Below are 14,979 nucleotides of genomic sequence, written 5' to 3' on the forward strand. Positions count from 1 at the left end.
GGAAGGGTCGATAGGACGCGCGGCGGAGCCTATTTTCCGTCGCCGGAACCGCCACCGCGGAAACCGCTGTTGTCGCTGGGCCAGCCGAAGACGCTGACATAGGAGTGGTGGCGGCGGTAACCGTTGCGGTAGTCGTCGACCAGCACCTTCGCTCCGGAACCGTTCGGGGATATCGCGATGATGTCGTCGCGGTACTGGAGGAAGGTCATCGGCCCGCTCGAACGCCGGTCCAGCGGGAGCGCCGCCTGGGTGATCTCGTCGGCGACCGCACCCGGCGGATTGTTCGCGGTGTACGCCCGGCCGTCGTTCGCTTCGTCCAGATTCTCGGCACGGGTGTAATGCGAGGCGATGTAGGAACGCGCCCCGCTTCCGTCGTCATCATCGGACCCGCATCCGGACAGCGCAACAGTGAGGACCGCGCAGACAGCAGCGATCACCCAGGATTTACGACTCACAGAAAACCTTCCCCCGACTGGTACCCAGCCCGTCCGGTAGGACAACTACTCAAGACGGCGACTGCGGGTAGATCATAATCGCACTGCGGTACAGGACCTGCCCGATTGCCGCTTCCTTCTTCCCCGAATCCCCGAAATCCTCGAACGACAGGCGAGTTCCGTCTTCGGCGAGATAGTCGTGGTAGGCGACCGTCCCGGAAGGGGTCAGCCCGGTGGTCGCCTCCCCGATGTAGCGGGCGGTCCCGGACTCTTCCAGCCGGAACCGTTTTCCATCGTGCTCGAGCTCGCTCCCGCCGGGCGCCGCGATACCCGGCGTCTCCGTCCACAGCACCAGCTCGAGCTCCGGATCCTCCTCCACCGACAGCCATTTGCGGATGCCCGCGGCGTTGTCCAGCAGATGCTCACTCCACTGGTAGCCGCCCTCCTTCAACCGCAACGAGCCGCGCACGGTGTAGGTCTCACCGAGAATATCGGCGATATCGCCGGCTTTCAGCGCCCGCGGGTCACCGCGCAGAGCATCGGAGTCCTTGTCGGCGAAGGGGTCGACAGGCCCGGACGGCGCGGCCGGCGTGCTCCTGCGCTGTACGAGCAGGTATGCCACGATGCCCGCCAAGACGAGTACCACGATCAATACGACGATCCACAGTGCGGTGATGGCTGCCTCCCTCCGGCGATCTCAGCGGAGAGTAGCATTCCCGCCTCCTGCACGCCGGTCACCGCGTCCACCCGCGGCGACCGGCGCCCTCCTACGCCTGTTCGGGTCCCTGGATCGGCGGCGGATCGGGCGGCTGCGATTGGGTGATCTTCGGCTCCGGCAAACCCGTAGGCGCCTCGGGCACCTGCATATTCATGGCACCAGCGGAATCCAGACCGGTCGGATGGAAGTAATTCTGATACTTCCCGTACTGGGGATGGTCCAGATTGCTCTGGTTCAGCGGCACCAACTGGCCGTTCTCCAGATACTGCGGCCCGTTACCGTTGTCGACCACAACCGCGCTGTGGTTCTCCCACGCGATCACATCACCCGTCCGCAGGGCCGACACATCGACCACCTGCCACGGCTTCTCCACGGTCTGTTCTCCGGGTGTCCCGGCGTATGCGGTACCGGCATCCAGCGCCGGATTGCCTACCTGCCTGGCGAGCGCGTCTCCGGTCGCCTGCGGCACCGGGATATCGTCCGTGCCGGGAACTCCGCCCGGCGGCGTCCACGGCGTGGTCGTACCGGGAGTGCTCACAACAGGCGGCGGCCCCGCATCGGGTGACGCGGTAACCACATGCTGAGCAGTGGCGGTGCCCTGGTCGGTGGCCACGGCTACACCGGGAGACTGCTGCGGCGCGCCGGGTACCTGCCGATTCTGGTTGCGCCGCTCCTCGTCTCGGTCCTTGTCCTTGTCCCTGTCTTTGTCCTGCTCCCCACCTTTGTCGCCGCCACCGAAGAGGCCGCCTTGCCCACCCATGCCCGACAGCATGGCCAGTGACATCGGGTCCATCCCGGGCGATGGCTGCTGCGGTTGCTGCATCGCCTGGGCTGCGGTACCCGGGCTTTGTGTTCCGGTATCGCCGTTGATGTACTCCATCACCCGGTCCTCGAGACTCGAGGACTCGCCCTCCTCGCCGCCACCGAGTAGATCCCCGGTTTCCGCCCCCTGTTCGGTTGATTCCGAGTCCCCGACTATGCTTGAGAACTCCTCACCCAACGCGGCCAGCTCCGTATCCGCATCGGTGTTATTGTCGGCGGTCTCCTCACCAGTCTCCTCGGACCCATCGAACTCTGTATCGGAAGTCCCGGGCCCTGGATCCGGCTCAGGTTCCGGTCCTGGTTCCGGCTCAGGTTCCGGTCCTGGTTCCGGCTCAGGTTCGGTTTCGGGTTCGGGTTCGGGTTCGGGTTCACCAGGCTTCTCCGATAACGGATCGTTCCCGTCGTGCCAATCACCGTCGTCGACCTTATGCGCTTGGTCCGGGTGCTCCTCTGCGAGCGCCTCCATTTGCGTGGCATATTGGTCGACAATGGTTGTACAGTCAGCCACGCCACGGGCAAGTATTTCGTATAGTTCCAGTTCCTCGACGATATTCTGAATTCCGGGATCAGTGAGTTTTATATCGTCCTCGGCATCTTCTGCCGCATCATTTTCCGCATCGGTGAGCCCACTACCGGCGGAACCCGCCAGGTTTTCTACGCCGGACTTGTCGAGAGATTCAGCCTCGAAGGTGTAACTTCCCATCAGACTGTAAACCATCGCTTCGTTGATCGCCGAAACCTTGTTGAACAACTCGGTATACTTCTCATGGTTGTTGCGATCTATCTCGAGAACCTTCGCCCCGAATGTCTCGTCGATCAACTCCACCTCCGCCACCAAATCGGCGAGCTCGGTCGCTGTGGTCAACTCGGAATCGGCCGTTTCGCCGCTGGCGGCGATATCGTTGAAGAAAGCCGTGTCGAGATATTCGTCCAGGTCTTTCTTCTTACCCTCGGGGTCAATGATATATTCCGGCTTGTTGATGTCGCCGGTGCCCATCTGGCGACTCAGCCAGCCTAGATAGAAGTTGGCAGCACCGATCTTATCGACCAGCACCGGAGAAGGATCAACCCCTTCCGTCCCCTTCGGAACCCAGATCTTCAGTGGGAACTGACTGTAATCCGCGGCTTCATATTTGCCAGTTTCTTCATTAAAGGCGTAGATGTCTTTCGAATCTTTTGCCGCATATTCGCCGTATCCGTCACCGAAAGTTGTGATTCCAAAATGGTTGACTGCCGAGTCCGGGTCATCCTCCACCCTCCTTTTGCTGGTATCGGCAGCAAATACATCTACGTCTCTAGGCCGGCTCCCGGAAAAGTTCCAGTCCAGTTCCGTATCCTCTACGGTTTTCTCATAGGCATAACCACCTTTCGTGACCAGGTAATCCGCCTCACCTGCCTCAAAGGTCTCGACTACTACCCGCTCACCGGTCTGCGGATCGATTTCACAAAGAGTTACTTCTTCGCCTACGTCGTCCTGCTCATAGTAGAATCCCGATGTAGGACGCTCGTCCGGCGTTTCCTGCTTGCCTTCTTCGTTATATACGTAGTAGTTGGTCATCCAACCCCTCCGGAAACGAGGCGTACGCCGTTCATATCACCGTCACCCACTCGCAGGACATCAGACTCAGCGACCACTCACCCGCACGCCGCGCTAGGCCTCGTCCGACACTCTCTTGACCCGGCCGGCCCCCTCGACCTCGGCGTCCTCGAAGCCGGTGGCACCGCGGTAGCCGGCATTTGCCGCACCTTCGTACCCCGTCGCGACCCCTCGCCAGCGTCGACGACGCTTCTCGTCGTTACCGGGAACCAGGCAAGCAACGGGGTGGACGCACAGGCCCGCACCCGTGTACAGCCGGTTCACGAAATCCGAGTCAGGCTCGGCATGGTCCTGCAGACCCGAAACGGGAGCACCGTTTCTATCCGCGCGACCACGTACATCATCCGGCACTTGCCCAAATATGTATCCCATGCCGCAGCGTCCTTCCCTCTCGTACCCGCAGGCCAATTGTCGTATATCCCCACAGCGGGGAGGCCAATGCGCAGGCCCATGGGCAACGAACCGGGGGCGCTCAGATTCAGAGTTGATTACCGTACTCAGCCGCCTCCGCACGACGGTAGTCTGCTTCGGTGGGTAGTCCACGAGCCTCCACTGCGTGCGGCAACATGCCGTTGTCGAGCAGCCTCTGCCGCCGAACCACCTCGGATTTCATTCGCGCCAGGCGCGCCAACCGGAGAATCTCAATAGCCAGCCAAGCGTCCGACTGTTCGGCGACCTCCTCGCCTAGATGCAACCCGACAACTATGCCCGCGATATCGCACGCCACCCCAACCGAATAGTCCGGATTGAACACCTCGAAGATCCGCTGCCGTCGCGCCGAAGCCGCCGGTGAGCCCACTGCGTCCATGGACGTCACCTTTGGAACCGCTCATGTCCCCAGCCGGACCGCCGAAGCGTCGCTAGCGTCGCCGGGCCACCCATTGCACCTCGGGTATCTCGGGCCATGCGGTATCCTCGATGGCCAGTTTGTGTTGCCGTACAGCATCGCGGGTGCTCTCGTGGATGGCAGCCATGATATCCGCAGCCAGTTCCCGATAGTCGGTCGAATGCGCGATCGTACCGGGAGCGATGTACATATCGGTCAACCGGAGCGTCCCATCCACTTCCGGGATAACGCGGCCACTGGGAGAAGGCCTCCGGGCCCGGATCCGGCGAACCCGTTCCAGCATATCGGCGGTGGCATCGACGAAAGCGCGTCCCCGAGAAAGCGTCTCGATGGTCTCCGGATGCCTCACTCCAGCCCACCGGACAGTCGCAGGGCAGACGAGACCCGAGCTTTTGGAGAAATCGCCGCCACGCCTGGGGCTGTAAGCGTCCCAGCGCCGAGCGGATCTGGCGGCAACGACGATTGCGACAACGCTCCTCCTCACGTCCATCGTGCCCGTCCAATCTTCCACAACAGCACGCAGTTACCAGTGGTGGGAAGGTTTGTGGGCTCCCCGGCCGTTAGCCCGGCTTCCTCCCCATGGAGATACCGGTCATATGGCGACTCGAGCGGTAATCGAAGTCCGTGAATCCCACTGCGTTCAGGGCCGGGGTGTAGCGCCGGATGTCGATCGCCTCGAACGGGTCGGCGTCGTGACGCCGGTGCGCAGTACGACCGAACAGAAATCGAATCCACCGGCTCGGATGGGCATCGGCGAGCAGCAATCGACCACCCGGTCGCAGCACCCGCCACATCTCGGCGATTGCCGCCTCCCGGTGTTCCTCAGGAATGTGGTGCATGACGAAGGTGCACGTCACCACATCGACCGAGGCATCGGGCAGGGGCAGTTCCTGAGCCGGAGCCTGGATGTAGCGGTGATTCGGGCGGGTGTCGCGGCGGCGGTTGTAGTCGATGGCGGCGGCGGAGGGGTCGATACCGATCGCTTTCCCTCGTGGCCCGACCTGCGTGCCGAGCACGCGGACGAGTTTCCCTGGCCCACAACCGATATCGACGGCGTCGTCGCCGAGACCGGCACCACTCGCCCGGGCCAGTTCGGCGAGCAACCGGCGATGGCGGCCGAGGAACCATACTGTGGTGAACAGGTTGTATCGCCGCATGCCCTCGATGACGACGCCGGTATCGGGGGCGTCGACGAACATCGGGTTGCGGGTGCGCTGATCTGATGTCATGGGTCGATCGTCGCCATCCCGGCCGCTGTCGACCAGAATCAGATGGGCCCGATCCGTCCGTTTCCGGACAGGTCCGGCGGAACTGTCCACCGAGGAAGACCTATGAGCACCTCTGACCGCAGGGTCCGGCGCACCCGCGAGACACTGCACCGCGCCCTCATCGAGCTGATGATGGAACGCGCCTACGATCGCATCAGCGTGAGCGATGTGATCGCGCGGGCGAATATCGGGCGCTCCACGTTCTACGCGCACTACCGGGACAAAGACGATCTGCTCGTAGTGAGCTGCGGTGAACACCTGCGCCAGGAGATCGCCCGCTCGCCCGACCGTGGCCGCTGGGCACCGGTCCGGGTGATGATCGGCCTGGCCGCACACTATCCGCAGGTATACGAACCGCTGATCGGTTCCCGGGCCTCGGTGACGGCCCTGCGTGGTTACCGCAACAGTGTGGCAGCCATCCTGCGCGAACACCTTGATGCGCAGCCCGGTCCGCCCGCCGACGACCTCACCGTCGCCACACTGTCCTGGGCACTCGTCGGCCTGCTCACCGCGGTCACCGACCGCGCGAAACCGGTTGCCCCAGAACTCGCCTGGCGCCGCTTCGAGGCGATCTGTGCCGGTGCGCATCCCGCATCGCGGGCCCCTCGATAGCGCGGGAGCGAACGGATGGACTCCGGCACGGCGCCGGAAACGATCAGCCGCCCGGGGGACTTCCGCCTCGCCAGGCGGATCGAGCTCGGGGACGGGCGTGTGCTGTGGCGCGGGCCCGCTCACAATCCGGGCACGGAATGCGATGCCGAGTCGCGCACGCACGTCCCTAGCGGAGAACCGGAGACCCATGGCGGTGTAGTTTCGCGGGATGAGCACTGCGCAGGACCGTGGTCCGGTGTTCGACGGGGTGAAGATCGGCCGCCCCGCGACCGGTGCGCTGATCGACGCCGGCTACCGGTCACTTGCCGGCCTACCGGCGAACATGGACGAACTGCTCGCGCTGCACGGTGTGGGACCACGCGCGGTGCGGCTGCTGGATGCCGCGCGGCGCGGCGACCCCGGCTGACATCCGTTGCCGCGCGGCCCGGATCAGTCGCAGGTGCGGCGGCCGAGATCGGGCCAGGGTGGGCGCCGCAGGATCGCCAGACCGGTGATCACAGCGGCGAGCAGGCCGATCAGCTCGCCCATGAACGCGATCCGGTTGACATCTACCGCGGGAACCCACGTCGCGGCGCCGTCGCGGACGACGAAAACCCCGGCGGGCCGCATGACCGGGCTGATCACGCCTCGGCGGGCGACGGTGATGACGATCGCGCCATCGGCCGTCTCGAACGGTTCGCCGTAGACCGGGGCCGGCTCGGCCGCCGTGAATCCCAGTCGCTCCCGTATCGCCATGTAGTACGCCCCATCGCTCGTGACCATCACTGATGCCGGTGCGGCGAGCCTACGGCGGAACCGGGCCACAGCACAGCATTTCGCTGCCGGAGCACTCACCGGCACTCGACTGTCGGCGACGGGGCGGCCCGTCAACGGTACGTACTGTGTCCCGTCCGTCAGCGCCGGCCCTTTCCTAGCGCAACGCCTGAACGCTCGTGCGACCGGGCCGGCACAGCCGAGAGCAGCTGCGGGTCCGTCCGAAGCAGCCCTCGTTCGCTTCGGCATGCTCATCCGGCCGGCTGTTCGCAACCTCAGTCAGCCCATTTCCCGGGGTGCAGATAGTGCTGGGTGAGTGCGTTGGCATGCCCGTGGCCGAATCCGTGCTCGGTTTTCAGGAGTTCGACGAGCTCCTTGTGCGACGACAACCCGGAATCACGCAGGGTGGTCTTCCACTCCTCGATACTGCGGCCGTACTTCGCCTCGATGGACGGGAAGTAGGACGCGGGGCCTTTCGGCTGTGCCGCCATATCGGTCTCCTTGTTCCACACAACGTTCCTCGCATAGGACGGGACCTGGCCAGGGAACTCGTCGGCGATCCAGCTGTGATGCCTGACACAAGATCTGCTGGCCTTCAGTGGTACTGCCGCAGCATCGCTCCCGCCAGCTCGCGGATCCGTTCGCGCGCCTCCGGCGGGCCGGTCACGATGAAATCGTCGGCGAACTGCAGAAGTTGCCGCACATCCTCGACCACCCGGCAGGCCACAGCGATGCCCACCCGCCCGCCCGCTTCCGGAGTCAGGACCGTCAACCGGGTACCGAGGATCCGTTGGGCACGTTCCAACTGGCCGGTGGACAGTGCGCCCTCGATCCGGACGGCCCCCGCGGTTTCCCAGCGTGCGGACAGTTCCGCCGCCACTGCCTGCAAGGTCGCCCCGGGCCGCAGCTGCCGGGGCGTGCGCAGCGGACGCCAGCCGGCGATCCGTTCCAGCGAATACAGGCGCGGCCGGGCCGAATGGTCGGCCACGAGATACCACCGGCCGCCCTTGGCCAGCAAACCGTAGGGGTCGACGATCTGCCACGTAGGCCCGGTCTCGTCCGACCGCCGGTAGTTGACCCGTAACCGGACGCCGCGCCGCAGGTCACCCAGCAGTTCAGCGGGCCCGATTCCCGCGCCGGGCGGCCCGAACCAGGGCCGGTTGTCCGTGGCGACCACCGCATGCACCGGCAGCAGATTCTCCGGTCGCGCCCGCCCCGGCGCCACCTTGCTCCTGGCTCGCCGGCTGTCGACCCCACCACCGAGCTGATCGCGCTGGGTGTCGTCGAGGCCGGACAACGCGAGATGGTCGCGCTCGGCCGGGGTGAGGCGGGCGAGGTCGAGTGCACCGCCGGGTAGCAGTGTCACTCCACCCCATCTCCCCCGCCGGACGAGTATCGGGAACCCGGCGTCCTGCAGCCATTGCACGTCCCGGAACGCGGTCCGCACCGATATGCCCAGTTCGGCGGCCAGATCGGTGGTGGTGACGGTTTCCCGGGACTGCAGGGCGATCAGCAGGGAAAAGAAGCGATCGGGCGTCATACCGCAAGATTCTTCCTTCAAACCTGCCGGAATCTGTCAGGTATGGCAGCGAATCTCTACTTGTCCACAACGACGGCAAGAGGAGAACACCCCATGACCACACCGAACATGTTCATCGTGTACGTCCGCGACGCGGCCGCTGCCGCCCGCTTCTACGGCGACCTGTTCGAGATGAAGCCCGTATTCGAAACCCCGCGCTTCATCGCCTTCGACCTCGGCGGCGGTATCCAGCTCGCCGTGTGGAGCGGTGCCGACGAGAACTTCTCCTTCACCGGCCCACGCACCAGCGAACTCTGCCTGGCCCTGCCCGGCGGTCCCGAGGGGATCGACAACCACTTCCGGAAGTGGGTCGACAAGGGTGTCGATATCGTCGCCGAGCCCTACGACGAGGTCTTCGGCCGCACTTTCGTAGTCGCCGACCCCGACGGCAATCTGATCCGCGTGGCCCCGGTGGATTGAGACGCCCGCGTGCGGGGCCATCTAGCCCCGCACGCCGCGGGCTGTGCCCGTGGAGCCGTCCAACGTCTCCCGAAAGGGCACCGTGCGCGGGAAATCCGCGGCGGCGCGGACCGGCCCGCGACATTTCGCAAGATGCACTGCCCCGCCCCGGCGTCCGTTTCGCACTACTCTCGTTCTCCAGTGCCGGATTCCGGTTCCGGCCGATGCGAGGGGGTCGCCGATGCGACACGTGCTCAGAGGCATGGTGCTGTCTCTGCTCCTGGTGCTCGCCGGATCCACACAGGTAGGTACGGCGGCGGCGCAGGATCCCGGCCGGCCGGTGGTGAAGGTCGGCACCGAGGGCACCTATCCGCCGTTCTCCTACCACGATCCGGGCAACCGGCAACTCACCGGCTACGACATCGAGGTGGTCCGGGCGATCGCCGACCGGGCCGGCTGGGAACTCGAATACGTCGAAACACAGTGGGACGCGATCTTTCCCGCCCTGGATTCCGGTCGCATCGATGTCATCGCCAACCAGGTCTCGGTCAACGACGAGCGCCGGGCGAAGTACGGGCTGTCCGATACCTACACCTACTCCCGCGGCGTGATCGTCCGGCGCACCGGCGACGAACAGATCCGGACCCTGGACGATCTGGCCGGGCGCACCACCGCCCAGTCGAGCACCAGCAACTGGGCTCAGGTCGCCCGCGACGCCGGCGCAAACGTCGAGGCTGTCGAAGGGTTCGCGCAGGCGGCAGCGCTGCTCACCCAGGGACGCGTCGACGCGATCATCAACGACAACATCGCCGTGCTCGACTACCTGGCCAGCACCGGGGCCACGGATATCGAGATCGTCGGCGATGCCGGAGCGGAGACCAGCGAGCAAGTCCTCGCCTTCCGCAAGGACGACGCAGCATTGCTCGGCCAGGCGAACCGGGCGATCGCCGCACTGGCGGCCGACGGGACGCTCGCAGCCATCTCACAAAAGTACTTCCGGGCCGATGTCTCGGTACCCGACGGCGGCACCGCCGACCTGTCCGAGGGGCGCGGCCCCCGCGGCACCTGGGAGGTGTTGCGCGGGGCGGCGTGGCCGATGTTCGTCGGACTGGTGCAGGTGACGGTCCCGTTGACAGCATTGAGTTTCACCATCGGGCTCCTGCTGGCACTCTTGGTCGCGCTGGCGCGGATATCGTCCTACCGGCTACTCGCCGCACCCGCTCGCGCCTTCATCTCCATCATTCGCGGCACGCCCCTGCTGGTGCAGCTGTTCATCGTCTTCTACGGGCTGCCGCAGATCGGGTTGAAGTTCGACCCGTTCATCGCCGCGGTGATCGCGTTCAGTCTCAATGTGGCCGGCTATGCGGCCGAAGTGATCCGTTCGGCGATTCTGGCGGTGCCGAAGGGACAGTTCGAGGCGGCGGCGACGGTCGGTCTCGGATATGCGCAGACGCTACGCCGCATCATCCTCCCGCAGGCCACCAGAACAGCGGTGCCACCGCTGTCCAATACCTTGCTCTCACTGCTCAAGGACACATCGCTGGGCTCGGTGGTGCTATTGACCGAACTGTTCCGTGAGGCCCAGCTCGCGGCGGCCGAGAGCAACGACTTCCTCGCGCTGTACACGTTCGCCGCGCTGTACTACTGGGTGATGTGCGCGGCCCTCTCCGCCGCGCAGAAACGACTGGAGACCCGACTCGACAGGTATGTGGCGAAATGACCGACACCACTGAACACAACACCGCGCCCGCCTGGATCCGGGTCCGCGGCCTGGAGAAGTCCTTCGGCGAGCGGCACGTGCTGCGCGGCATCGACTTCGAATCCCGGCGCGGCACCTCGACCGTCCTGCTGGGCCCCTCGGGGTCGGGCAAGACCACCGTACTGCGCTCCCTCAACGCGCTCGATATTCCCGAACGCGGGGTGGTCGGCATCGCCGACGTCGAGGTCGACTTCGCCCGGCTGCCCCGTGGCCGGGCGGGGCGCCGGGAAGCAACCGGGCTACGAGCCCAGAGCGGAATGGTCTTCCAGTCCCACAATCTCTTCCCGCACCGCACGGTGCTGGAGAACATCATCGAAGGCCCCGTCGTCGCCCAGCAGCGCCCCCGGGACGAAGCGGTCGCCGCGGCCCGGACCCTCCTGGAGCAGGTGGGTCTCGGCGACCGCGCAGACGCCTACCCTTTCCAGCTTTCGGGAGGCCAGCAGCAGCGCGTCGGGATCGCCCGCGCCCTGGCCCTGAAACCGCAGGTGGTGCTGTTCGACGAACCCACCTCGGCGCTGGACCCCGAACTGGTCGGCGAAGTACTCGCCGTCATCAAGGACTTGGCCACTCAGGATTGGACGATGGTGATCGTCACCCACGAAATCCGTTTCGCCCAGCAGGTAGCGGATCAGGTCCTGTTTCTCGACGACGGCGCCATCGTCGAACGCGGCCCGGCAGACCAGGTGATCGGCGACCCCCGAGAAGACCGAACCCGCCGCTTCCTGAAACGCATCCTCGACACCGGGTAGGTCGGCCGCATGCCTGCGGTCGAATCGGTGGTCTTCTATATCGGTGAAACGCTGCTCGACGACACCCGCGAGTTCGGGCGTGGGCCGACTGGATCCGGGCATCCCCCGCCATACCTTTTCCGCAGTACTCGGCACCGTGATCGCGGAAGGCCGCAACCACGCGGAGACATTCGAATTCTGAAACCGAGTGGACGCGTTATCGGGGACTGGTCACACCATCTGGCCAATGACGCCGCGCCGATTTCGATTTCGGCCGGCCGCACCAGTTCTCAGCATCTCCAAGGAAAACAAAACCCGCCGCGGCTAGGGCTGTGCAGCCAGCCACTCCTGGTAACTTTGATGCCGGAACTGATAGGCAGCACCGGTAACTCGCAGCAGTCCCGATCCACGCGCCCAGTCCAGGAAGGGCGCGGGCGACGAGGCGAAACCAGATCCGACCGTAAACAACGCTCTCGCACATCCGTATCGGATACTGGCCTTGGCTCGCGCCAAGAAGATCAACGCGCCGAGGGCGATACCCATCGGAGCCCCAGCCAAAGCCATCAGTATTACGAGCAAGGGGCTGAGCGCTAGCAACGACAACGGCAGATCACCTTCACTCGACTTTTTGACGAATGCCAGGACAGTGACAATCGAAACCAACATGAGCCACGTGATCACACCGACATAGACGGCGGCACGCGCATCATCACGAATGATCCGTTTCTCGTCGAGCCGGGGTTGCCGGTGGCCGGTGAGGCTGATGCCGAAGATCAGCACCAGCGCGGTGAGGGTACCGACCAAGCCTGCGCCTTCGGCGGCGTCTCGCGGTGGCAATGGGTTGGGCGCTGCCGGGTGCCTGCTCGCCAGGAAGCCACAGATCGCAAGGGCGAACCCCGCGCCGACACCTACGACCGAGGCTTTGACCCAGCGCTTCACGTCACCGGTTTTGTACGTCCGCCACAATGCCTTTCGCGATGAGGGTCGAGAGGGCCAGTAGCCACGGAAGCCGCATACCAGCGCGCACAAGGTGCCGATCACCAGACCGTCCCGTGTGGCCGGCGCTACGTCGATCCCAGCCCAGACGGCGGGTGCAATGAAGAACGTGAAGACCGCCCCGAACCCGGTTACCGCAGCGACGACGGCATGGAGCAACCGACACCGCAGGTCTCCGGCCAGACTCCATATTTGATCCAACGCGAAATCCCCCCTGCCAACCACACTCGTGCCGGGTGCGAAGTGGCGGGCAAGTGCACGCATCCATGCCGACACCTCGCCACAGGTGTACTTCTGCCGACTGTGGGCATCCCGGAGCTGTGCAGCGACCGCAGACGGAATCAGCGCAGAGAACAACACATCCTCGATCGCCTCCCGGGTCGTTGCCTCCGTCAGCACGGCGGTGTCACCTGCTCGCTTGTGCTTGAGGAACTGTATGGTCAGGCCCAACATCCACGGTGTGCGCAAGGTCTGCGCGAAGATCCCATCGGGGTCGGCCTCGAGTTTGCCCTGCACCGACGTCCATTTCTGTCCGCCGTTGACGTCGTGCCAGCTCTTCAGATAGTCAGCGATCTGCTGCGCGGTCAGTGCTTGCAGCGCGATCACCGAAGCCTCGTACAGTCCGGACTCGCCGTGAAGTTCCGACAGCTTCCGGTAGGCGTCCATACGAGCGGTGACAATGATCGGCCTTCCGAGCCAATGGACTTCGTTGAGCTGATCCAACGCCGCGCGGGCGCGTGCAGGTTCTCGCGAATCGCTATCCATCTCATCGAGTCCGTCCAGGACTGGAAGTATCCGGTCCGTCCCGACAAGCTCCCGCGTCACGCGCAGGCCGAGCGAGTAGTCCTGCGCGATCCGCTGCGCGAGCCACTCTTCGAAACTATTCGAATCGGGATCCCAGCTGGAAGCATTGAGGCGTACAGGAACCGGCAGGCGATCGCGCTCCGTGCCCGCCCGCTGATCCAGCAGATCGAGCATGAGATTCAAGGCAGCAACAGTTTTTCCCGAGCCCGGACCGCCCACAATCATCAGGCGAGGGTCCTGCAATCCGTCGAAATACGCACGGACCCCCGCCAGTGACCCGAATTCACCGCTGCCGACAGTGCCGGTGTCGACCAGCGTGTTCCATCGCAGCCCTATCCCTTTACCACGCGCCACCCCCAATTCCCCGAGCCGACGCTTCTCGGTCTTTGCCACGAGACCCGCAAGGTCGTCCGCGACCAACGCCAACGACGTCGCCGATACATCCGGGCGCAATTTCCGCAACAGCGATCCGGCTCCCCGCGCCGCGGGCACCACCACACGACCGACGACAGCCAACTCCGAACCTGACACCATGTGGCCCCTCCATCCACCGTCGCGACTGCCGCGAAGTTGGGTCGGACTCGAATCATCCTCTCGCTCAGACAATTCAATGCCAAGCTAGTACATACCGGGCGGAACGGTACCTCACCCGATTCCAGGAGACCGACCGGATACGGCCGCGAAGCGTTAGGCATGTCCGCGGCCTGTTGTGTGGTCGGTTCCGCGTCGGAAGGCCGGCGGAAATGACATCCCTCATGGCCGAAGGCCACACACCGCCCTGTTCTTCCCGCATCCCCTTCGAGATCCGCGCGTGCGAACTTCTAGAACAGTTCAGGAGTCACAGGTGGCGCATCGTCGAGGAAGGACTTCACCATCGGGACCAGCCTGGCCGACTCGCCGCTGATACCGATATGCGATGTCGCGGGCAGGATCACCAAGCGCGCGGCGGGTACCTTGTGTAACGTCCCCGAGGCCGCCGCCTGCTCATCACCGCCCCCGCGCAGTTCGAACATCCGCAACGCGTGCTCCGGTTTCACGCCGTCGGCATCACCGATTATCACCATCGTCTTTGCAGAAATCGAACGCATCTGCGTGTCACTGATGTTCTGGTCTTCGATATTCAGCACTTTCATCTTTTCGAGGTAGGCGTCGAATGCCGTGGGATCCGGTGTGTGCTCCCTGAACGCCTTCTCGACACCTGTACCGGCGAATGCTGTCGCGTCGAGACCCGCGATGACCTCCGGCACCGAGGGATACCAGCCGTCCCTGCGAAAGGTGGCCGACATCGAAACCAGCTTGTCCACGAGCGTCGGGTGGCGAAGCGCGAGCTGCAGCGCCACCCCGCCGCCCTGCGAGTAGCCCATGACATCCGCGCGCTCGATATTCAAGGCGCGCAGTAATTCCGCCGCGTCGTCGGCGAATTGCTCATACGACATCGGCCGCGAAGTATCCGGTGTTCGGCCGTGCCCCTGCTGGTCGAAGACGATCACTGCCCGCTCACCCGTGAAAGCGGATATCCACGACGTCATCGATTCGGTAGCCATGAACGCGCCGGGTATGAGCAGCAGCGGGGGCGCTTTCGGACTGCCGAGCTCACCGTGTACTTCGTAATACAGGCTCAGGCCATTGATCGGCAGGTGACCACTGCGCGAAGGCTTCATTG

Annotated in this window: 17 protein-coding genes; 5 read left to right on the forward strand and 12 right to left on the reverse strand. The window is 64.6% G+C overall.

All coding sequences use genetic code 11. The features are described 5' to 3' along the window. Positions 1 to 29: 29 nt before the first annotated feature. The 7 genes from NS6_RS08655 to NS6_RS08680 form a co-directional block, all read right to left on the reverse strand. Positions 30 to 455, reverse strand: coding sequence for a DUF4247 domain-containing protein (locus NS6_RS08655; protein WP_068039231.1), 426 nt, complete (start codon positions 453 to 455; stop codon positions 30 to 32). Between the two features lie 49 nt (positions 456 to 504). Further along, complete coding sequence (locus NS6_RS08660) at positions 505 to 1,080, reverse strand: DUF4178 domain-containing protein (RefSeq protein WP_245669224.1); 576 nt, start codon at positions 1,078 to 1,080, stop codon at positions 505 to 507. Between the two features lie 121 nt (positions 1,081 to 1,201). Next, positions 1,202 to 3,532 (reverse strand): hypothetical protein, encoded by a 2,331-nt coding sequence (locus NS6_RS34575; protein WP_157112665.1) that lies wholly within the window; start codon positions 3,530 to 3,532, stop codon positions 1,202 to 1,204. A 93-nt stretch (positions 3,533 to 3,625) separates the two neighbouring features. Beyond that, positions 3,626 to 3,835, reverse strand: coding sequence for a hypothetical protein (locus tag NS6_RS34580; protein WP_157112666.1), 210 nt, complete (start codon positions 3,833 to 3,835; stop codon positions 3,626 to 3,628). Between the two features lie 214 nt (positions 3,836 to 4,049). Next, on the reverse strand, positions 4,050 to 4,379 hold the full coding sequence (locus tag NS6_RS08670) for a hypothetical protein (RefSeq protein ID WP_068039615.1): 330 nt from the start codon (positions 4,377 to 4,379) through the stop codon (positions 4,050 to 4,052). A 52-nt stretch (positions 4,380 to 4,431) separates the two neighbouring features. Then, positions 4,432 to 4,767 carry a hypothetical protein gene (locus NS6_RS08675; RefSeq protein ID WP_068039240.1) on the reverse strand — a complete coding sequence of 112 codons (336 nt, stop codon included), beginning with the start codon at positions 4,765 to 4,767 and terminating at the stop codon, positions 4,432 to 4,434. Between the two features lie 211 nt (positions 4,768 to 4,978). Next, positions 4,979 to 5,647, reverse strand: a complete 669-nt coding sequence (locus NS6_RS08680; protein ID WP_068039618.1) for a class I SAM-dependent methyltransferase — start codon at positions 5,645 to 5,647, stop codon at positions 4,979 to 4,981. A 102-nt stretch (positions 5,648 to 5,749) separates the two neighbouring features. On the opposite strand from NS6_RS08680, the gene NS6_RS08685 reads away from it, so the two are divergent. Next, complete coding sequence (locus NS6_RS08685; RefSeq protein WP_068039243.1) at positions 5,750 to 6,298, forward strand: TetR/AcrR family transcriptional regulator; 549 nt, start codon at positions 5,750 to 5,752, stop codon at positions 6,296 to 6,298. 208 nt (positions 6,299 to 6,506) lie between these two features. Next, the gene (locus tag NS6_RS08690; protein ID WP_068039246.1) at positions 6,507 to 6,704 is read left to right on the forward strand and encodes a hypothetical protein; all 198 of its coding nucleotides are present in this window, start codon (positions 6,507 to 6,509) and stop codon (positions 6,702 to 6,704) included. Positions 6,705 to 6,727: 23 nt separating this feature from the next. Here NS6_RS08690 and NS6_RS08695 read toward each other — a convergent pair whose 3' ends face one another. The 3 genes from NS6_RS08695 to NS6_RS08705 all read right to left on the reverse strand — a co-directional run bounded on the left by NS6_RS08695 (position 6,728) and on the right by NS6_RS08705 (position 8,591). Then, on the reverse strand, positions 6,728 to 7,060 hold the full coding sequence (locus NS6_RS08695; RefSeq protein WP_371859319.1) for a hypothetical protein: 333 nt from the start codon (positions 7,058 to 7,060) through the stop codon (positions 6,728 to 6,730). Positions 7,061 to 7,326: 266 nt separating this feature from the next. Further along, a complete protein-coding gene (locus NS6_RS08700) occupies positions 7,327 to 7,542 on the reverse strand; it encodes a DUF4287 domain-containing protein (RefSeq protein ID WP_068039249.1) in 216 nt (71 codons plus the stop codon). A gap of 104 nt (positions 7,543 to 7,646) precedes the next feature. Continuing rightward, positions 7,647 to 8,591 carry a helix-turn-helix transcriptional regulator gene (locus NS6_RS08705; RefSeq protein WP_068039251.1) on the reverse strand — a complete coding sequence of 315 codons (945 nt, stop codon included), beginning with the start codon at positions 8,589 to 8,591 and terminating at the stop codon, positions 7,647 to 7,649. A gap of 93 nt (positions 8,592 to 8,684) precedes the next feature. Here NS6_RS08705 and NS6_RS08710 point away from each other — a divergent pair, with 93 nt between their 5' ends. The 3 genes from NS6_RS08710 (at position 8,685) to NS6_RS08720 (ending at position 11,537) form a co-directional block, all read left to right on the forward strand. Continuing rightward, positions 8,685 to 9,050 carry a VOC family protein gene (locus tag NS6_RS08710; protein WP_068039255.1) on the forward strand — a complete coding sequence of 122 codons (366 nt, stop codon included), beginning with the start codon at positions 8,685 to 8,687 and terminating at the stop codon, positions 9,048 to 9,050. Positions 9,051 to 9,270: 220 nt separating this feature from the next. Then, complete coding sequence (locus NS6_RS33750; RefSeq protein WP_084470856.1) at positions 9,271 to 10,749, forward strand: ABC transporter substrate-binding protein/permease; 1,479 nt, start codon at positions 9,271 to 9,273, stop codon at positions 10,747 to 10,749. Further along, positions 10,746 to 11,537, forward strand: a complete 792-nt coding sequence (locus NS6_RS08720) for an amino acid ABC transporter ATP-binding protein (protein ID WP_068039259.1) — start codon at positions 10,746 to 10,748, stop codon at positions 11,535 to 11,537. The genes NS6_RS33750 and NS6_RS08720 overlap by 4 nt, the downstream gene beginning before the upstream one ends. A gap of 303 nt (positions 11,538 to 11,840) precedes the next feature. Here NS6_RS08720 and NS6_RS08725 read toward each other — a convergent pair whose 3' ends face one another. Both NS6_RS08725 and NS6_RS08730 read right to left on the reverse strand, forming a co-directional pair. Further along, entirely contained in the window at positions 11,841 to 13,814 is a 1,974-nt protein-coding gene (locus NS6_RS08725) for an NACHT domain-containing protein (RefSeq protein ID WP_068039263.1), read from the reverse strand. 323 nt (positions 13,815 to 14,137) lie between these two features. Further along, the gene (locus NS6_RS08730) at positions 14,138 to 14,977 is read right to left on the reverse strand and encodes an alpha/beta fold hydrolase (protein ID WP_068039628.1); all 840 of its coding nucleotides are present in this window, start codon (positions 14,975 to 14,977) and stop codon (positions 14,138 to 14,140) included. Positions 14,978 to 14,979: the final 2 nt, after the last annotated feature.

The organism is Nocardia speluncae NBRC 108251, assembly GCF_001613245.1.
GTDB classification, from domain to species: Bacteria; Actinomycetota; Actinomycetes; order Mycobacteriales; family Mycobacteriaceae; genus Nocardia; species Nocardia speluncae.